The organism is Pyxidicoccus trucidator, assembly GCF_010894435.1.
GTDB classification, from domain to species: Bacteria; Myxococcota; Myxococcia; order Myxococcales; family Myxococcaceae; genus Myxococcus; species Myxococcus trucidator.
On sequence record NZ_JAAIXZ010000011.1, the window covers coordinates 277,031 to 297,592 of the forward strand.

General features: G+C 72.4%; 14 protein-coding genes. 5 read left to right on the top strand and 9 right to left on the bottom strand.

The features are described 5' to 3' along the window. Window positions 1-4: 4 nt before the first annotated feature. The gene (gene cysS / locus G4D85_RS29220; protein ID WP_164017295.1) at window positions 5-1,474 is read right to left on the bottom strand and encodes a cysteine--tRNA ligase; all 1,470 of its coding nucleotides are present in this window, start codon (window positions 1,472-1,474) and stop codon (window positions 5-7) included. Window positions 1,475-1,673: 199 nt separating this feature from the next. Here cysS and G4D85_RS29225 point away from each other — a divergent pair, with 199 nt between their 5' ends. Beyond that, window positions 1,674-2,798 (top strand): FHA domain-containing protein, encoded by a 1,125-nt coding sequence (locus G4D85_RS29225; RefSeq protein WP_164017296.1) that lies wholly within the window; start codon window positions 1,674-1,676, stop codon window positions 2,796-2,798. A gap of 9 nt (window positions 2,799-2,807) precedes the next feature. Here G4D85_RS29225 and G4D85_RS29230 read toward each other — a convergent pair whose 3' ends face one another. Together G4D85_RS29230 and G4D85_RS29235 are read right to left on the bottom strand one after the other, a co-directional pair. Further along, window positions 2,808-3,455 carry a hypothetical protein gene (locus G4D85_RS29230; protein ID WP_164017297.1) on the bottom strand — a complete coding sequence of 216 codons (648 nt, stop codon included), beginning with the start codon at window positions 3,453-3,455 and terminating at the stop codon, window positions 2,808-2,810. An 89-nt stretch (window positions 3,456-3,544) separates the two neighbouring features. Beyond that, a complete protein-coding gene (locus G4D85_RS29235) occupies window positions 3,545-4,039 on the bottom strand; it encodes a CarD family transcriptional regulator (RefSeq protein ID WP_047859039.1) in 495 nt (164 codons plus the stop codon). A 182-nt stretch (window positions 4,040-4,221) separates the two neighbouring features. Between G4D85_RS29235 and G4D85_RS29240 the strand changes: the two genes are divergently transcribed. Then, on the top strand, window positions 4,222-6,756 hold the full coding sequence (locus G4D85_RS29240; RefSeq protein WP_164017298.1) for a DNA internalization-related competence protein ComEC/Rec2: 2,535 nt from the start codon (window positions 4,222-4,224) through the stop codon (window positions 6,754-6,756). Continuing rightward, window positions 6,689-6,943 carry a hypothetical protein gene (locus G4D85_RS29245; protein ID WP_164017299.1) on the top strand — a complete coding sequence of 85 codons (255 nt, stop codon included), beginning with the start codon at window positions 6,689-6,691 and terminating at the stop codon, window positions 6,941-6,943. Before G4D85_RS29240 ends, G4D85_RS29245 begins: the two co-directional genes overlap by 68 nt. 23 nt (window positions 6,944-6,966) lie before the next feature. Here the strand turns inward: G4D85_RS29245 and G4D85_RS29250 are convergent, their stop codons facing one another. Further along, window positions 6,967-8,169, bottom strand: coding sequence for a carbohydrate-binding family 9-like protein (locus tag G4D85_RS29250; protein WP_164017300.1), 1,203 nt, complete (start codon window positions 8,167-8,169; stop codon window positions 6,967-6,969). A gap of 273 nt (window positions 8,170-8,442) precedes the next feature. On the opposite strand from G4D85_RS29250, the gene G4D85_RS29255 reads away from it, so the two are divergent. Then, window positions 8,443-9,213 (top strand): YqjF family protein, encoded by a 771-nt coding sequence (locus G4D85_RS29255; protein ID WP_164017301.1) that lies wholly within the window; start codon window positions 8,443-8,445, stop codon window positions 9,211-9,213. Between the two features lie 129 nt (window positions 9,214-9,342). Beyond that, the gene (locus tag G4D85_RS29260) at window positions 9,343-10,269 is read left to right on the top strand and encodes an FHA domain-containing protein (RefSeq protein WP_164017302.1); all 927 of its coding nucleotides are present in this window, start codon (window positions 9,343-9,345) and stop codon (window positions 10,267-10,269) included. Window positions 10,270-10,273: 4 nt separating this feature from the next. On the opposite strand, the gene G4D85_RS29265 is transcribed toward G4D85_RS29260, so the two are convergent. The 5 genes from G4D85_RS29265 to G4D85_RS29285 form a co-directional block, all read right to left on the bottom strand. Continuing rightward, the gene (locus G4D85_RS29265) at window positions 10,274-10,705 is read right to left on the bottom strand and encodes a PH domain-containing protein (RefSeq protein ID WP_164017303.1); all 432 of its coding nucleotides are present in this window, start codon (window positions 10,703-10,705) and stop codon (window positions 10,274-10,276) included. A gap of 63 nt (window positions 10,706-10,768) precedes the next feature. Continuing rightward, a complete protein-coding gene (locus G4D85_RS29270) occupies window positions 10,769-12,163 on the bottom strand; it encodes a tetratricopeptide repeat protein (protein ID WP_164017304.1) in 1,395 nt (464 codons plus the stop codon). A gap of 113 nt (window positions 12,164-12,276) precedes the next feature. Next, window positions 12,277-13,587 carry an adenylosuccinate synthase gene (locus tag G4D85_RS29275; RefSeq protein WP_164017305.1) on the bottom strand — a complete coding sequence of 437 codons (1,311 nt, stop codon included), beginning with the start codon at window positions 13,585-13,587 and terminating at the stop codon, window positions 12,277-12,279. 12 nt (window positions 13,588-13,599) lie between these two features. Further along, window positions 13,600-17,262, bottom strand: coding sequence for a UvrD-helicase domain-containing protein (locus tag G4D85_RS29280; protein WP_164017306.1), 3,663 nt, complete (start codon window positions 17,260-17,262; stop codon window positions 13,600-13,602). Further along, window positions 17,259-20,498 carry a PD-(D/E)XK nuclease family protein gene (locus G4D85_RS29285; protein ID WP_164017307.1) on the bottom strand — a complete coding sequence of 1,080 codons (3,240 nt, stop codon included), beginning with the start codon at window positions 20,496-20,498 and terminating at the stop codon, window positions 17,259-17,261. Before G4D85_RS29285 ends, G4D85_RS29280 begins: the two co-directional genes overlap by 4 nt. Between the last annotated feature and the right edge of the window lie 64 nt (window positions 20,499-20,562).

Below are 20,562 nucleotides of genomic sequence, written 5' to 3' on the forward strand. Positions count from 1 at the left end.
CGCGTCAGCCGTGGGACGCGGCCACCTTCCACGTCGTGCCGGCAGGCGTGTCCATGATTTCCACGCCCCGGTCCTTCAGCGCGCCACGCACGCGGTCGGCCGCGGCGAAGTCCTTCGCGGCGCGGGCGGCGGCACGCTCGCCGAGCAGGCGCTCCACCTCCGCCACGTCGATGCCCCGCTCGAGCACCGCCCTGTCGCGACGGCGCAGCAGCCACTGGCCCGCTTCGTCCTCGAAGAGGCCCAGGATTCCGGACACCCGGCGCACGTCCTCACGCAGCGCCTGGAGCGTGCGGCCCACCAGCGCCTTGTCCTTGACCGGCGGCTTGTCCACCAGCTCGTTCATCAGCACGAAGAGGCCGGACAGGACGCCCAGGGCGCCCGCGGTGTTGAAGTCGTCGTCCATGGCAGACTCGAACTCGGCGAACAGCTTGTGCGGCTCACCGTGGAGCGGCCCCTTGCCGAAGTCCTTGCCCGCCACGCGCTCGTCCACCTTGCGCAGCGTCTCGTAGAAGTACTCCATGCGCGCCTCCGCATCCGCCAGCGCCTTGTCGGCGAAGTTGAGCGGGTGGCGGTAGTGCGTGGAGAGGAAGAAGAAGCGCAGGGCCTCCGCGTCCACCTTGGCCAGGGCGTCGCGCAGGCGCACCACGTTGCCCAGCGACTTGGACATCTTCGCGCCTTCCAGGTCCAGGAAGCCGCAGTGCATCCAATACTTCGCGAACGGCTTGCCGCTGGCGGACTCGCTCTGGGCAATCTCGTTCTCGTGGTGGGGGAAGATGAGGTCCAGCGCGCCGCCGTGGATGTCGAACGTCTCGCCCAGGTAGCGCGCGCTCATGGCGGAGCACTCGATGTGCCAGCCCGGCCGGCCCGGTCCCCAGGGACTCTCCCAGGCGGGCTCACCCGGCTTGGCGCCCTTCCACAGCGCGAAGTCCAGCGGCTCGCGCTTCTGCTCGCCCGGATGCACGCGGTCGCCAGCGCACAGCTCGTCCAGGTTCCGCTTGGACAGCTTCGCGTAGTCCGCGTCACTGCTGACGGAGAAGTACACGTCGCCGTGCGAGGCGTACGCGTGCCCGTTGTCCACCAGCTTCTGGATGATGCCGAGGATTTCGGGGATGTGGTCGCTCACCTTGGGCGAGACGTCCGGCTCCAGCAGGTGCAGCGCCCGCGCGTCCTCGCGGAAGATCTCCACATAGCGGGCCGCCAGCGCCACCGGGGCCTCGCCCGTCTCCTGGGCGGCCTTGATGATCTTGTCGTCCACGTCCGTGTAGTTGCGGACGTACCGGACCTTCAGCCCCCGGTGACGGAGGTAGCGGACCACCACGTCGAACGAGGTGAAGGTGCGCGCGTTTCCAATGTGGATGTAGCTATAGGTCGTAGGACCACAGACATAGACCCCCACCTCGCCAGGGATGGCAGGCTCCAGCAGCTCCTTCTGCATGGTCATCGTGTTGAAGAGCCGGATGGATGGCGGGGTCACTTGAAGCAATCCTCCTGTGTCCGTAGTCGTGGGTGTGGCCGACACTTTAGGATCCCGGTCCCCACACAGGCCAGCACTCACCGGGAATTCGCGAGGGGCGACGGGTCGCTGAGCACTACAGTTCACTGGCGCCGCGAAACTTCGGACGCCTGAGGACGGAGAACCCTCTTCGCCGCCCGCAATCAGGGAGAATGGCCGCATGGCTCCACCCAATCCCAAGCGCCCGCCCCGCCCGCCCCGTCCGCCGGGCACGCAGGCGCCGAAGGACTCCGACGTGGAGCTGCCCTTCGATGATGACGAAGTAGACCCCCTGAGGGCTGACGACCCGAGGCCGCAGCGCGTGCCCCAGTACCCGGCGGGCTCGCGCCGCAGCCGGCGGCAGGGCGGCGAGCGCGGCAGCAACGACAAGGAGCTGCCCCCCCGGTTCGACTGGGGCCACGAGTACTCGGACCCGGGCCACCCGCCCGCCTTCCTGTACGTCGAGCGAGGGCCCGGCGTCGGCCAGCTCGTGCCCGTGAAGCAGGGGCCGCTGGTGATGGGGCGCTCGTCCTCGTCGGACCTGCGGCTGCAGCACCCGTCCATCAGCCGGCGCCACGCGCAGCTCATCCGGCGCGCGGACCGCTTCTTCGTGAAGGACCTGAGCAGCCAGAACGGCACCTTCCTCAACCGCACCCGCGTCACCGCCGAGGCGGAGGTGATGCCGGGCGACGAAATCGCCATGGGCAACGCGCTGCTGCGCCTGCGCGGCCCGGGGGGCACGCCCGCCCTGGGCGTCCCCGCCATCACCGCCACCAACACCCTGGCCGACGGGGGACGGAAGCAGGGCATGCGCACCCTGGCCGTGGCGCTGACGGCCGCGGCCCTGGGCTCGGCCGTGGCGGCCCTCATCACCTTCGTGGCGCTGGGCCTCGGGGGCGACGACGGGCCCGGGAGCGTTCCTCCTCCGCCCGCGACGCGCACGGGCCCGTCGACGCCGGTGATCGACGCGGCCGGGCGTCCCGGGGCTGCCACCGCTTCCGAGAACCCGGCCGGCGCCGACACCCGTGCGTCCGAGGCCCCCGGGGAAGCACCCGCCAGCCCCAACGCCATGGAGGTAGCGCCCAGCTCGCCCGAGGCACGCCTGGAAACACCCACTGGCGCCGGGGACGTGGCGCGCGGCTCGCCCCAGGCCCGCGCGGAAGCCCTCGCCGGCCCTAGCGCGATGGATGTGGCGCGCGGCATCGCGGGCGCTTCGACGCCGCGTATGGCGGCCGGTGGCGCGAAGAATCGGACTGGAGCTGCCTCCCCGGCGAAAGCAGAAGTGCCGCGGCGCAACAAGAAGTGAGAGGTGGCCTCAGCGCCGCCGCAGCCCCTTGAACAGCAGCACCGCGTTGAGGGCGATGAAGGCGAGCAGCGCCAGGGACACCAGCACGAGTCCCCGGTCCGCTCCCGGCTGCTCACCCTCGATGAGCAGCCACAGCCGTCCCTCGTGGGGCTGGAGCTCACCCATGCTCCTCAGCAGCGCGAGCGCCTCGCGGTAGCGCGGCGCGTCCTCTTCCGACAGCAGCCGCCCCCGCACCGCGAAGGGCCGCTGATCCGGCTGTGGCGGCGGGCGCCCCGGCGTCCACTGCTCTCCGGACAGGGCGCCCCGGCGCACCACGAAGGGCGACTCGCGCAGGCCCACCAGCACGTAGAGGTTGCCGTCGGCCTGCTCATAGGCGCCCCGCGCCGTGGGGATGCCGTGCACCTGCGCGTAGCGGTTGGAGACGAGCGCCTCGTGCCGGTACGCGCCCTCGGTGCCCAGCGTCAGCGGAGACCTCGGGGAGAAGAAGTACGCCAGGTCCAGGCGCTGCATGCCCAGCAACGCCAGGGCCACGGCAATGGCCACGAGCGCCGCCAGGGGCTTCACGCCCACGCGGCGGCGCGCGGCCCGCGCCTCCAATTCGGCGATGCGGCGGTCCCGCTCGTCCTGCTCCGTCGATGTGGACAGCGGCTCGCTCATGGCCCGGACATGGCGTGGCGTGGAAAGACGAAGCCCCGAGCTCCCATGAAGGGAACCCGGGGCGGGGAGTCTGGGCGGAGGCCCGACAGCTAGGCGAGGTTGAAGATCTTCTTCAGGTCCGACTCGATCTCTTCCTCGGTGCAGTCCTTGGCCAGCGACAGCTCCTTGATGAGCAGCGAGCGCGCGGTGTCCAGCATCTTGCGCTCACCGAAGGACAGGTCCTTGTCACCCTTCAGGAGGTAGAGGTCGCGCAGCACCTCGGCGATCTCGAAGACGGAGCCCGTCTTGATCTTCTCCATGTACTCCCGGTAGCGACGGTTCCACGTGGTGGAGTCGACCGAGATGTCCTTCTCCTTGAGGATGGAGTAGACCTGCTTGACGTCCTCCTCGCTGATGATCTCGCGGAGGCCGACCGACCCGACCTTGTTGATCGGGATCATGATCCGCATCCCGTTCTCAAGGATGCGCAGCACGTAGAACGACTGGCGTTGCCCGGCCACTTCGGTGTGCTCGATGCCCATCACCTCGCCGACGCCCTGGCCCGGATAAACCGCCTTGTCACCAGTCTTGAAGCTGGTCTGCACTAACTGCCTCCTTGAAAGACTCGATGCCGGCCTTTCAGCCGGGCACTACTACCACAAACCACATCCACGGGCAACGATAACGCCTTGACCACCCCTTACGCGGCCGACTACGTTGTCGGTTTTCGTACGCGGTGTCGCCGGGTGTGCGAGCCCGCGTGACGGTGGCGGGTGGGGGTCGGGCGGTGGATCGTCATGCGTGGCGCGACCTGGGGTCGCGGCCTCTATTCTTTCCCGCGCTGAGCCTCACGCTCGGCGCGCATAGCGCACCAGCAACAACGGTCGCTCCCTCGGCATTTCTGGTTTGCGGGGCTTTACTGGGAGCGCTCGGCCTTGCGCTCCCTCGCCTGCCTGGTGCCCACCTCACCGTGCTGCTCGCACTCTGGGCGACGGGGGCGGGACTCGCCTCCTGGGAAGCACGGGTGGAGGTACCGGCGAAGCTCGCGGCGGGCGGCCCGGCGATGCTGGAGGGTGAGACGGAGCGCGTGGAGCGCTTCGACGGCACCACCCGGGTGCGCGTGGCGGTGGCCCGTGCCGGGGCTCCCGACGCGTCCCTGGAGCCGGCCCGCTTCCGGGTGAGCCTTTCGGTTCGAGGCGACGTCATGGAGCTGCTGCCCGGGCAGCGTGTGCGGGTGGAGACGCGGCTCGCGCCGGACGCGCCTCCCGCCAACCCGGGCGAGAAGGACTTCGGCGTCGCGCGACGGCGGCAGGGCGTGGTGTTCACCGGAGGGACGGATGCGGGGCGCCTGCTGGTGCTCTCCCCTGCCCCGGGCTGGCGGAGCGTGCTGGAGGAGACGCGGGCCCGGCTCGCCGTGGCGGTGCACGCGGTAGCGCCCTCGCGAGACGCGGCGGCGCTGTTCCTCACGCTGGCCGCGGGCCAACGCGCGGAATTGGACGACGCGTGGGAGGAGGCGTTCTCCCGCGCGGGGCTCGCGCATGTGCTGAGCGTCAGCGGGCTGCATGTCGCGGCGCTGGCGCTGATGACGCTCGCGCTGCTGCGGCGCGGGCTGGTGCGCGCGGGGGCCCGGTGGCGGAAGCTGGACGCACGGCAGGTGGCGGCGCCCGCGGCGGTGCCCTTCGTCTGGGCCTACGTGCTCTTCACCGGCAACCAGCCTCCGGCGGTGCGCTCGGCGGTGATGGCCACGGTGGTGTTGCTGGGACTGGCGCTGTGGCGGCGCGCGGATGGCCTCAACGGGCTGGCCGCCGCGGCGGTGGTGCTGGTGGCGTGGGCGCCCTCCAGCGTGGTGGACCTGTCGCTGCGGCTGTCGTTCCTCGCGGTGCTGGGGCTGGTGCTCCTGTCCCCCGCGCTGAGGCAGGCCCTGCCGCTGGCGCCACCGGACCCGCGCGAGCCCCGGCGGGTGCGGCGCCTGTGGGGGCAGGCTCGCGAGACGGTGGCGCAGACCTTGAGCGCGAGCGCCGCCGCCACGCTGGCGGGGCTTCCCGTGGTGGCCTCGGCCTTCGGACGGGTGAGCCTGGCCGGGCTCGTCTCCAACGTCGTCGCCCTGCCCCTCTGCGGGCTGCTCACCGGGCTGGCCGCGGGCGGGGCCGCGCTGTTCGTGGTGGCGCCGGTGCTCGCCACGCCGGTGCTATGGGCCGGCGCGTGGGCCTCCGAGCTGCTGCTGGCCATCACCCGCCTCTTCGCCGCCGCGCCCCTGGCCACGGTGGAGGTGCCCGAGCTGGGAGGGGTGGCGGCGGCGCTGTACGCGGCGGGGCTGTTGACGTGGTCACTCGGCACGGGGCGCTGGAGGTGGGGCGGCTGGCTGACGCCCGTGGCGCTCGTGGGGGCGGTGCTGGTGCCCCGGCTGATGCCCGAGCCGGGCCTGCGCGTCACCTTCCTCTCCGTGGGCCAGGGGGACGCGGTGGTGCTCAGCTCCCGGGGCCACCATGCGCTGGTGGACGGAGGCGGCGTGCCCGGAGGAATGGACACCGGGGCCCGCTTCGTCCTCCCCTTCCTGCGTCACCAGGGCATCTCCCGGCTGGACCTGGCCGTGCTGTCCCATCCGCATCCGGACCATGCGCTGGGGCTGGCCTCGGCGCTGACGCAGGTGACCACGGAGCGACTATGGCTTCCGGCGGGTGACGTCGACGGCCCGCTGACGCGGCAGGTGGTGGCCGCGGCGCGCGAGGCGCGGGTGGAGGAGGTGCAGGCCGGCCACTCGCCACTGCGCCTGGGCGAGGCCACGCTGGAAGTACTGGGGCCGCCCGGCCCCGAGCAGCGCGAGCTGCTGGAGGGCGTGAATGACCGCAGCGTGGCCGTGCTGGTGCGGCACGGCGACGTCACCGTGCTGCTCGCGGGCGACGTGGAGGAGGACGGAGAGGCGACACTGGTGGACGGGCTCGGGCCAGTGACGGTGGTGAAGGCGCCGCACCATGGCTCGCGCACGTCCTCCACGGAGGCCCTGCTGGAGCGGACGCGGCCCCGGCATGTCGTCTTCTGCGTGGGGCGGCGCAACCGCTACGGCTTCCCGCATCCGGAGGTGGAGGCGCGCTACCGGGCGCAGGGCAGTGAGTGCTGGCGGACAGACCTGGATGGCGCCGTCACCGTGGAGAGTGATGGGAAGGACGTCCGGCTGGTGTCCTTCCTGGCACGCGAGCCATCGCCAACGGAGGCCCGGGTTGCCGTCGGGGAGGGGCATCCGCACCGTTGGGACGATGATTTCAGAGGACCTCGATCTCCAGCAGTTGACGGCCGAACTCAAGAACACGCTCGGCCCCGGTGAGCCCGTTGGCTACCTGCGCGGCAAGGCGCTCATGCGCGACGTGCTCGTGCACATGAAGAGCTTCTCGGAGCTCGAAGCCGAGGAGCTCATCGACACGCTGGAGCTCCGCGGCTTCCTGCGCTTCCTGGGCGATCCCTCCGAGCGTTCGGTGGCGGACGCCCACTGGGAAATCTCCCCGCACGCGTAGGGCGCGGGGCGGCGCCCCTCACCTCACTGGAAGGTCAACCACGCGAAGCGCGGCAGCGCGTGGAAGTCGCCGATGAAGAGCGGCGAGAAGGCCTGGCCTTCCACCGATTTGCGTCCGTGGTGCTCCAGCCGGTAGAGGTTGAAGCGCCAGCGGTCGCCCTTCCTGGGCGGTACGTGGGGCACCTCGGCCAGACGCGCGAAGGGAATCTGGAGCTCCACCGTCCACCCCTGGTCCCGGTCCGACGGGTCATCCAGCGTGCCGCGGACCTTCAGCGCCGTCTTCATGCCCGAGTCCCAGGAGCGGTCCATGCCCTGCCGCCGCGCGGGGAAGTACGCGTCGAAGATGACGTTGTGCGGGGACACCTGCAGCTCGTTGTACGTGCGCCCGTCCGCGTTGGCGTCGAGGAAGATTTCCACCACCTCCTGCTCGTAGATGGGGTCATCGCGGTTGCGCAGCGTGCCCCAGAGGTCCGGGTCCTCGACGTCGAAGGCCACGTACAGATTCGCGTCGTCGTAGACGAGGCGCGCCTCGGTGCGGAGCTGGGCGGGGCGTCCGTCGAAGCTGCCGCGCAGCACCACGGGCCGGGCGTCCTTCCACGCGGCATCGTCCAGCACGCCGTCGAGGGTGGGAGGCTTCACCGCGCGGGTGACGACATACTCGGGCAGCTCCGCGGCGGCGCCGTCACCGAGCTTCGGCCCGAGCATCCGCTGGGCGCCGTCATGGACGCGCGCATCGTCCACGGGAAGGCGCTCCTCGCCGCGCCAGAAGCCGAGCACCACGCGCGCGGGCACGCTCGGCATGGGCACGGAGTGGACGTCCTCGATGACCTTGCCCACGGGCCACGTCGCGAGCGGCGCCGCGCCGTCCTGGAACTCGTGGTCGGCGTTGAAGAGCATGCTCCCGCTGGAGGCATCCACCACGTGGACGAAGAAGCCGTAGCCCTGGGGCGGGGGACGCTGCGCATGGAAGTAGTGGGACAGGCGCACCTGCTCGCCGGGCGCGGCGCGCTCCGGCGTCACCTTGCTGCCCAGGTACACCACCGCGCCGCCCGCGAAGGTGGCGCCGCTGCGGAAGGTGAGGTCCGTGGGCGCGGCGTCAAGGCTGCGAGCCTGCGTGGGCGCGGGCAGACGGGGTGCGCGATGGGGCGGACCGGCCTGCTCATCGCGGCAGGCCGCGGCGAGGCACGTGAGCGTCAGGAGGAGGAGGACACGGGACGGGAGGCGCATCGGGGCCGGGTATCCTAGCGAGCTTCTCGGGAGATGGGTCGGAGTGTCGGCTCGTCACGGCTCGCCTGGCGCGCTTCCCAGACGATGGGCCGGGTGTCGGCTCGTCAAGGCTCGCCTGGCGCGTGCCCCGGGCGATGGGCGGAGTGTCGGCACGTGAAGGCTCGCGGTGGCCCACCCGGAGGCCGAGCCCAGGACCTATGTTCCATCAGTGCGGTGAATCGGGGCCCCTGCCCGGGTTGGACGGGCGCCCGCCACGCGCGTTACGAAAAGGGCATGCGCCCCTTCCTGACGGCCACGTGGCGGTATCTCGTGATGCTCAACTACGAGGTGGACCCGGACGTGCTGCGGCCCCTGGTGCCCTCGGGCACGGAGCTGGACACGTGGCAGGGAAAGGCCTTCGCCAGCATGGTGGGCTTCCGCTTCCTGGACACGCGCGTGAAGGGCCTCGTCGTGCCGTTCCACCAGAACTTCGACGAGGTCAACCTGCGCTTCTACGTGCGGCACCAGGGCCCCGAGGGCTGGCGCCGGGGCGTGGTGTTCGTGAAGGAAATCGTCCCGCGTCTGGCCATCGCCACCGTGGCGCGCGTCCTCTACAACGAGCCGTACGTCGCCCTGCCCATGCGGCACACGGTGGAGATGCGCGACGCGGAGCACGGCACGCCGGGCCGGCTGGAGTACGCGTGGAGGGCCGGTGGGCGCTGGCAGCACCTGTCGGCGAAGACGCGCGGCGCCCCCCAGGCCAGCGCGCCGGGCTCGGAGGAGGAGTTCATCACCGAGCACTACTGGGGCTACACGCAGCAGCGTGACGGAGGTTGCGCGGAGTACCGCGTGGAGCACCCGCGATGGTCCGTGTGGCAGGTGGACGGGGTGGAGCTGGACTGTGATGTCCGCGGGCTGTACGGCGCGCGCTTCGAGCCGTTCCTGCGCGGGAAGCCTGGCTCGGCCTTCGTCGCGGATGGCTCGGAGGTGTCCGTCTACCCGGGAGCACGGCTGCCCCGGGTGGCGGGTGGGACAGCTGTCGCCGGTGTCGACCGGGCGGCCTGAATCACGCCCTCGCGGGCGGCGGCCGTCCCGGGGCCTGGACGGCCCGCACGCCTCGTGGACGCTCCCGTCCGGCAACCCCGCGAAACCCGGGGCGTCAGGCCGGCCCGGGCGTTGCTCCCGGCCAGGGGCATGCGCTTCGAATTCGAACACCTGGGCACCACCACGCCGTTCGAGCTGTCCGAGGGTCAGCACCTGCTCGGCGGCGGCTCCGAGGACCACATCCGGCTGGAGGGGCTTCCCCCGAAGCTGCTGACCCTGCGCATCGAAGCCCAGCGCCTCATGGTGGAGGCGGCGCGCACGTTCTCGGTGAATGGAGTCCTCGCCCCGCCCGGCGTGCCCCGACTCGTCGTGCCGGGAGAGGCGCTCGGCCTGCCGGAGGAGATGTGCCTGCGGGTGCTCCAGGAAGCCACGGGTGAGCGCGGCGTGGGCACCGTGGCCGTGCTCAAGGGGCTGCTCACGGGCGCGGCCGAGCTGTCGCCATCCCGGGCGGCCACCCTCACCTGCCTCACCGGCCTGGACGTCGGCCGCACGCACGCCCTCGCGGAGCCGTGTACGGAGCTGGGCCGGGGAAGCGAGGTGGCGCTCCGCCTGCGCGACAGGGCCGTGTCCCGGACCCATGCCCGCATCCTCCACGGCGAGGTCGGCTTCACACTGGAGGACCTGGGCAGCCCCAATGGCGTCTACCTCAATGGTCAGCGCGTGCAGGGACGGGCTCCGCTGGTGGATGGAGACGTCATCGAAATGGGCCGCTCACTGCTGCGCTTCCAGGCCCCGATGGAGGAACCGCCGCCCCCGCCTCCGGAGCCCACACCGCCGCCCGAAGCCGCCACGCCGGAGGCCGGGGCAGCCCCCGAGCCGGAGTCGGCGGGACAGCCCGGAAGCGCCTTGATGCCAACCCCTCCGCCCCAGGCGGACGCTTCTGCCTCCGGGACGCAGCCAGACGCGGCCCAACCCCCGCCACGCAAGGCGCGCGGGGAATGGTGGCTGATTGGCCTGGGCGCGGTGGCGGCCCTCGTCGGGCTCGTCGTCACCTACGCGCTGGCAAGCGGTGGCTAGGCGCTCAGCCCGCCATCGGCGCCAGCCCGGCCCGCTCCACGAGAATCCGGGCGAGCCGCTGGTGGTGCTGGAAGAAGCTGGTGAAGTGGACGAAGCCCCACTTCCCCCGGATGGCGTAGACCGTCACCGGGCCGGGCATCACATCCAGCTTGCGGATGTCGGAGAAGGAGAAGCGCCGGGTGCGGACCATGCCCCGGTAGGTGATGCCCCGCGCGTCCACGACGATGAGCGTGCGCGCGTAGTACGCGAGCGAGACACCGAAGAAGAGGACGAAGAACCCCGCCGAGAGGAAGGTCTTCAGCGGCACTTCATCGAAGCGGAACAGGTACAGCAGCACCGCTATCCACAAGAGGCCCGCCACGGCCATCGAGGCCGCCAGGACCTTACGGGGTCGGAAGACCTGCCGTCCGTCCACATCCGCGTCGCGCCCGGTCATGCCTCCAAATTAATGCTTGGAGCTGACACGGTCCACCCGCCCCCCTGCCTCCCTGCCCGGCGCTCAACGCAACTTCGCGGCCTTCTGTCGGGATTCCTCCTGGAGCTGAGACCGCACGTCAGTAGCGGACGAGCTCGCATAGCGCTCATAGAGCCCCCGGGCCTCCGCGTTGCGACCCAGCGCACGGTACGACTCGGCCAGGCCGTACAGGGGCGAGGCCGACCCGGGCTCCAGCTCCATGGCGTACTGGTAGTCCGACGCCGCCTCCGCATAGCGCCGCAGGCCGATGTTGGCGCTGCCGCGCGCGGTGTAGGCCACCGCCAGCATGGGCTCCAGTTGGATGGCCTGGGTGAGGCTGGTGAGTGCGCCGCCGTAGTCCCGGCTGCCGATGCGCTGCACGCCCTGCTCGTACGCGCGCCGGGCCTGGGCCCGCGTCGTGTCCGCCACCGGACCGGAGCCGGGGAGCTGGCCGGCTGCCTGGGGTGACGCGCCCGCCTGCGACATCTTCGTCCGCGCCCGGGCCACGTTGTCCTGCGCGCTCTGGCGGATGGCGGCGTCCTCGGTGAGCGTCGCCGCGCGCTCCCACTTCTCCACCGCCTGCCCGTAGTAGCCGAGCACCGCCATCGCGTTGCCCAGCTTGAAGAGGGCCTCCACGTGGCCGGCGTCCGCATGTGTCGCGTCCAGGAAGGCGAAGGCCGCCTCGCGGTAGCGGCGCTCCTTCATCAGCGCATGCCCGTCCCGGATGCGGGCGGCCGCCAGCGCCGGGTTCTGCGTGCGCTCCGCATCGGCCACCCCGCCGGCGCTCGCGGGACGTGACTCGGGGAACACGGCCGGCGACTCCGCCGCGCTCGGGAGGGCCTCGGGCTGCGCAGGGGCCGCGGCGACGGAGGTAGGGACAGTCGTGGTGGCCGGCAGCGGCGCGGCGCCCATGGCGGTCAGGTGCTCACGGGCCTTGCGCACCCAGATCTGCTCCCCGGGGCGCTTCTCGCGCGCGACGTACTCCTGGTACGCGGGAACCGCCTTGTCCTTCTGGCCGAGCTGCCGGTAGCTCTCGCCGAGCCCGTAGTAGCCGTCCGTGTCGTTCGGCTCGAGCTGCGTGTAGCGCTCGTACGCCTGGGCCGCCGTGGCGGCGTCGCCCGCCTTGCGCGCGGCATAGCCCAGGTTGAAGAACGCCATCTTGAGCTGGGGGTCCGCCTGGGTGGCCTCGCGGAAGCGGGCAATGGCCTCGCTCACCTGTCCCTGCCGGAAGAGCACGCTGCCCAGCCCGTTGAGCGCGGCGGCGTAGCCCGGCGTGGCCGCGAGGGCCTCACGGTAGGCCGTGGCGGCCTCGTCCACCCTGCCAGCCGACATCGCAGCCTCGCCGCGCTCGAAGGCGGACCGGGCCGGGGCGGACGGCTCCGCGGCGCCCAGGAGAAGCACCGTGGACACGGCGACGACGAAGCTGCGCAGGACGACCATGACGGCTCCCAGGGGTGACTGACTGGAAGCCGTAGCAGAAACCGCGGGCCGCGTCAGCCCACCTTCCGGCCGATGAACCGCCCCGAAGCGGGCCTGGAACGAGCCCGCCCCGGTCAGCTGCGAAACGGGTTCTGCAGGAGCACCGTCTCACCGCGGTCGGCGCCCACGGAGACGCACACCACGGGGACGCCGCTGACCTCTTCCACGCGGCGCACGTAGCGCTTGGCGTTCTCGGGCAGCTCGTCGAAGGTGCGCACGCCGGCAATCTTCTCGTCCCAGCCGGGCAGCGCCTCGTAGATGGGCTTGACCCGGGCCAGGTCCTCGTAGTCGCCGGGCAGCTCGGTAATCTTCTGGCCGTCCAGCTCGTACGCGTTGCAGATGTTCAGCTGCTTGATGCCGCTGAGCACGTCCAGCTTGGTGAGGGCCATGCCCCACAGGCCGTTGACGCGCGCGGCGTAGCGGAGGACCACGCCGTCCAGCCAGCCGCAGCGGCGGGGGCGGCCGGTGGTGGCGCCGAACTCGTCACCCACCTTGCGCAGCTGCTCGCCGGTGGCGTCGTTCAGCTCCGTGGGGAAGGGGCCTCCGCCCACGCGCGTGGTGTAGGCCTTGCTGATGCCCATCACCTTGTCGATGGCCGTGGGGCCCAGGCCCGAGCCCACCGCGGCGTTGCCCGCCACGCAGTTGGACGAGGTGACGAAGGGGTAGGTGCCGTGGTCCACGTCCAGCAGCGTGCCCTGCGCGCCCTCGAAGAGGATGCGGGCGCCACGGCGCACCTGCTCGGAGAGGAAGAGCGAGGCGTCGCGCACGTAGGGCTTGAGCCGCTCGCCCAGGGCGGAGAACTCGGCCAGCACCTGGGGCACCTCGAGCTGCGGCACCGGGGAGTCGGACTTCGCGCACAGGTCCTTCAGCTCCTCCAGCGCGAGCGGCAGACGCTCCTCGATGCGCTTGCGCAGCCGCTCCGCGGTGAGCAGGTCCCGCATGCGGATGCCGCGGCGGGCGACCTTGTCCTCGTAGCAGGGGCCGATGCCCCGGCCCGTGGTGCCGATGGCGCTGCCGCCGAGCGCCTTCTCGCGGAAGCTGTCCAGCAGCTTGTGCCACGGGAAGATGACGTGGGCGTTGTCGGAGATGAGGAGCTGCGAGTCCTCCTTGAGGAAGCCGCGCACCTTGAGCGCGTCGATTTCCCCGACGAGGACCGCGGGGTCCACCACCACTCCGTTCCCGATGACACAGGTCTTGCCCGGGTGGAGGATGCCCGAGGGAATCAGGTGGAGAACCGTCTTCTGCCCACCCACGACGAGGGTATGGCCCGCGTTGTTGCCGCCCTGGAAACGGACGACCAACTGCGCGTGCTCGGTGAGCAGGTCGACGACCTTGCCCTTACCCTCATCTCCCCACTGCGCTCCGATGACGACGACGTTCGGCATGGTGCCCGCCGCTTAGCACGCGCGGGGGGCCGGGTGACAGTGTTCCGAGAAGCCACAATGCAGGGCCTGGCAGGCCGCCCTCTCTCGCCCGGGCCAGTCCCCCCGCACCTCCCCACGGGCCAGCGCCTGGACGGCCCTGGCGAGCCGCCTGGCCGCCTCCTCCAGCCCCTTCGCGCCCGCCAGCCACTCCGGCTCCGGGTGGGGCTCTCCCAGGAAGACCACCCCCACCCGCACCGGCACCCCTTCACGCACCATCCGCCGCGCCGCCAACTCCAGCGCGGCCAGCTCGTGGGTGTACGCCGCCGCGCCCACCGGGTGTCGCCCTCCCGACTTCAGGGACAGCACCACCGCCTCGCCCTCGGGTGACTCCCAGAGGAGGTCCACCTCGCCCTCCAGGGCCGCCCCACCGTCCAGTGGAAGAACGAAGGACAGCCCCCGGTGGATGGCCTGCGACGGGGACACCGCCATGCGCCGCGCCAGCTCCATGCCGAGGAACCGCTCCACGGTGCCCAGCACCTCTTCCATGCCCGCTTCGTCCGGGAGCACGCCCGCGTCGCGCAGCAGCCCGTCCAGGTGCGCGCGCCGCTCCGCGGGCTCCACGTCGGGGGCCGCGGCGAGCCGCAGGTCCACACCTCGCAGCAGGCGCAGGGTGAGGCTCTCCGGGCTCTCGGCGGGCAGCCAGCCGTCGGGCTCCACCAGCGGCGGCGCGCCCCGGGGTGGCGCCTCCCAGGGCCACGGTGCCCCACGGAGTCCCAGCCGGTGCAGGTAGTGGAAGCGCCGGGGGCACGCGAGGAAGTCCTGCACCGCGCTCACGGACGACACCGCCGTGCTCGGAGCCTCGCGCGCCTCGGCGCCGCGCACCCGCAACAGCGCGGCCTCCACGCGGGCCCCTGCGCGCGCCATGGCCTCCGGCCCGGGTGGCTCCGGGTCCGCGGGCGGCGGGAGCGAGTCCACGTCCAAATCGTCCACGAGCTCGCGCAGCTCCGCGTCCACCTCCAGGCGCGCGTCGATGAGGTGCCACCACGAGTCCTTGCCCGCGCGAGGCTCCGCGCCGCCCGACAGCACCAGCATGTCCCGGGCGCGGGTGAGGGCCACGTAGAGAAGACGGCGGTACTCGGCGTCCTCGCGCGCCTTCAGCTCCGCCCTCACCGCGTCGAAGCGCTTGGAGGTGTAGTCGTCGTCCAGCGAGTCCGGCACCCAGGGGCGCAGGGAGATGCCGTGCGAGCGCTCGAAGTGGGCGCGCGCGCTGGTGGTGCGCCGCCGCCCGCCGAGCGCCGGCACCACGACGATGGGCCACTCCAGCCCCTTGGCGCGGTGGATGGTGAGCAGCTGCACCGCGCGCGGGTCTCCCGCGTCCAGCAGGTCCGCCTGCGCCTCGGTGGGGTCATTCTCCGCCAGCATGCGCAGCTCGCGCGCGAAGGCCACACACCCGCCCGTGCCGCGCTCGTCCCGCCGCGACGCCAGCGACAGCAGCTTCTCCACGTTGGCGCTCGCCTGCTCCGCGTAGGGAGAGCCCGCCAGCGCCTCGCGGTAGCCCGTTGCGTCCAGCGCCGACAGCAGCAGCTCCCGCACGCCCAGCCTGTCCCGCTCGCGCCGCAGCGCGGGCAGCGCGCCGAGGAAGCGCTCCAGCCGGAGCCGCTCGCGCTCCGGGAGGGACTCCAGCACCTGGGAGTCCGCCAGCCGCGACGACAGCAGCGACAGGGGCTGGTCCCCCGCGAGGAGGAACAGCGACGCATCCGACAAGCCCACCAGCGGAGAGCGCAGCACCGCGGCGAAGGCCAGCGAGTCCTCCGCGTCCGCCAGCAGCGCCAGCAGCGAGGCCAGGTCCAGCACCTCCTGCGCGCCGTAGAAGCCGCGCCCGCGCAGCACCCGGTGCGGCACGCCGTGGCGGATGAGCGCCTGCCGGTACACCTCCAGGTGCGTGAAGGTCCGGAAGAGCATGGCCACGTCGCCGCCGCGCGCCGGGCGCAGCCCCTCTCCGTCCTCGCGCTCCACGGAGGGCGGAGCCCCGGGCGCCAGCAGACACCGCAGCCGCCGCGCCACCGAGTCCGCGTCCAGCCAGCGCAGGTCCGCCGCCGTGTCCGCCTCCTCCAGTTGCAGCCGCTCCACCACCGGCGCCTCGGTCAGCGACGGGCGCACCGCGGACAGGTCGTCCTCCTCGGGGACGTACACCACCTCGAACGGGCGTGGCGCCTGTGCGTCGGCGGCGACGAGCACCCCCGCGAAGGTGCGGTTGAAGAAGGACAAGAGCCCCGGCACCGAGCGGCGGTTGTGCTGGAGGAAGCCGCGCGTGCCGCCCTCGTCCTCAATCTTCTTCGCCAGCACGGAGAAGACGGAGACGTCCGCGCCGCGGAACTCGTAGATGGACTGCTTGCGGTCACCCACCGCGCAGAGGAAGGCGGGCTCCAGCGGCAGCGCCGTCACCACGTCCGCACCCGGCGGCAGCTCGCGCGGCCCGTCCTCTCGCCGCTCCGCGAGCAGCAGCACCAATTCCAGCTGGAGGCGGTTGGTGTCCTGGAACTCGTCCACCAGCAGCGCGCCGATGCGCTCCTGCACCTGCCGGCGGAACTCCGGGAAGTCGCGCAGCAAGTCTCGCGACTTCACCAGCAGCGACGTGAAGTCGAACACGTTGCGCCGGGACAGCTCGGTGTCGTGGCGCTCCTCCACCTGCCCCAGCAGCGCGCGGAAGGTGGCCTCGAAGGGGGCGGTGCGCCACGCGGCCCAGGCGTCGTCCAGCCGGGGCACGGAGCCGTCGCTCTTGCCGAAGACGCGCCAGTACAGCTCGCGCACGGGGGCCGCGGCGCCCTTGCTCAGCCGCGCGTGGTTGCGCCCGTCCGCCTTGAAGCAGGCCCGCATCCACGGGAAGCGCTCGCCCGTGCCGAAGTTCTCCGCCGTCATCCCGTTGAGAGCGCGCTCCAGCCCACCCAGCAGCCGGCTCCACTCGCTCTTCGCATCCAGCCCCCGCGCCTCGGAGCACAGGCGAAGACAGTCCGCCATCGCCTCCTCCAGCTCCGTGCGGGCCTCCGCCGCGTCGCCCACGGCGGCCGTGGCGGCACGCAGCCCCTCCTCGCGCAGCTTGCGGTAGACGGACACCAGCGCGGCCACCAGCCCGTCGGAGAAGCCCGAGCCGGAGAAGCCCAGCTCCTGGCACAGCTCGCGCACCTGCGCGTCGCCTTCCTCCAGCGCGTCCAGCACCACGCGCTCGCACACGTCCTGCACGAGGCTCGAGGCCTCCAGCTCGTCCAGCACCTCGAAGTTCGGGTCGATGCCCACCGCCGGAGGCGCGCGGCGCAGCAGCTGCCCGCAGAGCGAGTGGAAGGTGCCCACGGTGGCGCCGCCCAGCTCCTCGCGGAGCTGCCGCCACGCGTCCGGCAGGGGGAAGGGCTTGTCCAGCCGCTCCAGCGAGGCGCGCAGCTCCACCTCCTGGTCCTGCCGCGTGTCGCCCTGGGCCAGCCCGTCCAGGCGCTGGCGCACGCGCGAGCGCATCTCCGCGGCGGCCTTGTCCGTGAAGGTGAGCATGCACAGCCGCGACGGGCGCACCGCCGCGCCGGCCTCTCGCGCGCCCGCCAGCAGGTGCAGCGTCATCGTCACCAGGCTGTACGTCTTGCCCGCGCCGGCGCCCGCCATCAGGGCGAGATTGCGCTCCAGCGCGAACTTGGAGGGCCCGCCGCTCATCCGCCCTCCTCCGTCATGCGGCGCTCGGTAATCCGGCACACGGCGCGGAAGCCACACGTGCCGCAGTCCTGGGGCCGCGCGGCGAACCGGCCCTCGCGCAGGGTGTTCACCAGCGACTCCACCGCGTTGGGCAGGTTGAGGCCGTTCTTCTCCGCCACCTGCGCGCGCACCTCGGGGTCCGTGGACAGCAGCTCGTCCACCTCCTGTGAGGAGACGACCTCGGACAGGTGGATGGTGGCGCCGGTGCGCAGCGAGAACCACGCCGCCTGCTTCGCCTCGCGGTGGCCGCTCTCGCGCGCCGCGAAGAGGTACAGCGGGAGCTGGAAGTCCGACGTGAGGAGCTTCTCCTTCAGCGCGCGCTTGTCCAGCCGCCCTGACTTGTAGTCGATGACGCCCACGTCGCCGCCCGCCATGTCGAGCCGGTCAATCTTCCCCTCGAAGACGATGGCGTCCCCGCCAATCGGGAGGATGACGTTGCGCCATTTGTCATCCTGGGCGGCGGGGCCGAACTGCAGCTCGAAGCCCTCCGGCACCAGCTTCTCGAAGGGCAGGCCGCGCCGCTCGTCCACGAGGATGCGCCGGGCCATCGCGCGGGCGCGCTCGTGCGCCAGCTTCCACAGCTCCCGGTGGCCCACGTGGTGGAACTTCTCGAAGTGCTTGATGGCCGTCTTGAGCGCCCCCTCCAGCACCTCGTCCGGGACTTCCTCCGGCGCCTTGCCCAGCAGGCCATGCTCCTTGAGCGCCTTGAACACCTCCTCCACCACCTGGTGCCAGAAGGTGCCGCGCCCGCGCGCGTCGAACTCCTCGCCCGGCTGGTCCGGCTCCGCCACCTTGAGACCGTACGTGAGGAAGCCCTGGAAGCCGCAGTTGCCGAAGCGCGCCAGCGCCGACGCGGACAGCGGGCGGGTGAGGTCGAAGCGGAACGTCTCGCGCAGGGACTCGCGCAGCGTGTTCGCATCCACCGAGCCCGAGTACGGCCCCGGCTGCCGGTTCGGGTCCCCGAAGAAGAACAGGCGCTCCATCTCCACCAGCGACAGCTCGCGCGCGCCCGCGTACCAGAGCTCCTTGTCGAACTGGCGCCGCAGCAGCGGGGCCGCCGCGTCCGGCTCGGTGACGCGCAGCTTCGGCTGCGCCAGCGCCTCCAGCGCCACGCAGCGGCGCAACTCCGCCTCGGTGAGCACCTCGTCCAGCGGCGGAATGGGCGGCAGCGAGCGCGGCGTCCACTTCAGCGCGGTGAGCCGGCGCACCTCCTCCAGGAACGCGGAGGGCACCTGCTCCTGTCCGCCCGACGCCTCCATGGCGAAGGACAGGCTCACCGTCTCCTCGGCGACGGCCAGCGCGCTGGCGAACAGCAACCGGTCCTCGGTGAGGCGCCACGCCGCGCGGTCCTCGAACTCGCCGCCCGTGAGGCGGAACACGTCGCGGCCCAGGTGCTGGTTGAGCGCCGAGCGCTCCGCGTCCGCCAGCAGCGGAGACGGCGCGTCCCGCCCGGGGAAGCGGCCCTCCGTCATGCCCGCGAGGAAGAGGTGGCGGAAGGTGCGGCCCGGCAGCTCGGCCACGTCGAGCACCTCCACCGCGGCGCTCCGGGGCCCCCGGGGCGGCAGGTGGGCGTCCGCCATGGCATCGCGCAGCCACCGGCCGAAGGTGCGCCGACGCAGCTTCGGTCCGCCCCCCACGGCCTTCATCATCCGCAGCAGCCCCTGCACGCGCTGGCGGAGCGCCTCGCGCGCGGCCTCGTCGCGCGCCCGGGCATCCACCGCCCGGGCCCCCAGGCCGCCTTCCTCGCGCGGCTCCAGCGGCCCTTCGGTGTCCACCAGGCCCAGCCGCTCCACCGCGTGCCACCATGCGGTGAGCAGCTCCTCGGCGGTGCCCTCCTCGGGGATGCGGCGGCAGAAGTCCACCAGCAGCATGCAGCGCTCGCGCAGCACCTGCACGGCGTGGACGCGGTTGCCGGCCTCCTTCTTCTGCGCGCCATAGAGCGCGAGCAGCCGCCGGGCCAGCCCGTCCAGGCGCACGTCATACGCGCCACGGTTCCGGTGCGCGCCCAGCCGGTCATCCCGCACGGCGGCGAGGGCGAAGAGGCTCGCGGGCGCGTCCGGGCCGCCGCGTGACAGCGTGGGGGCATAGCGGCTGCCCACCAGCTCCGCCACGCGCTCGGCGGGAAAACCATCCTCCACCAGCGTGGGCAAATCCAACGCCAGGCGCACCGGGCCGGCCAGGGCCAGCGGCTCGCCCCAGGGCAGGCGCACCGGCACGCCCAGCTCGCCCAGCGTCTCCGCGAGCCACCCGGCCTCCGGCCCCAGCTCCCTCAGGGCGATGACGATGTCCCCGGGCGAGGCCCCCTCGGCGATGAGCCGCCGCACGTCGCGGGCGACGAGGCGCGCCTCCTCGCGGGCCGTGGCCGCGCTCCACATGCGCAGGGCGGGCACCGCGTCCTTCAGCACGTCGCGCGGGGCGTTCGGCGAGAAGAGGTGGCGGCCCAGGTCGATGAGGGGCCGGCCCTCGAAGGTGACGTCCGCCTTGAAGAGGTCCACGTGCGGCATCGTCTCGCCGCGGTTCTCGAAGGCGCGGAAGAGGGACGCCAGCGCCGCGTCCGCCACCGGCGAGCCGCCCACCGGCGTCTCCACCCGCAGCGTCACCCGGCGCGACTCGCACGCCGCCGCCAGCGCCAGCAGCAGCTCCAGTCCGGAGGGCCGCACGTCGTAGATGCCATGCAGCACGAGCGCGCCCACGCCCTCCCAGCCCACCGGCCACGCGCCCCGGCCCAGGGCCTCGCGGGCACCGCGCATGATGTCCTCGCGGTCCGCCAGCCCCAGCTCCGCCATCTTCTGCTCGTAGAGGTGGTACAGGCGGGCGAGCACCCGTCCCCTCTTCTGCCTGTCCGCCGGCAGCACCTCCACGGCGTCCTGCAGCTCGCGCGCGGTGAGGCGGCCGGCCTTCAAGTCCAGCACCACCTCCAGCGCGGCGCGCGCGAAGGCGGGCTCACGGACGTACTCGCCGAACGGAGTGGGCCCCAGGGCCTGCCCCAGCGAGGCCACCACCGCTCGCGCGGCCACCGCCGGGCACGGGCGCCGGTTCAGCTCGCGCGCGCCGCCCAGGCCCTGCAGCAGCTCGTCCCAGGTGAGCAGGTGCGTGCCCACCGCCAGGCCGCCCGCCTCCCCCAGGGCCCGCAGCGCGGCCTGTCGCCGGCCGGCATCGGGGAACACGTGGAGGGTGCGGCCAGGACGGGGGGGCATTCGGGAGCGGATTGTAGAACGACCGGGCGGGTGGCTTTCATGCTCGTTTACGAGCCCGCCGCCC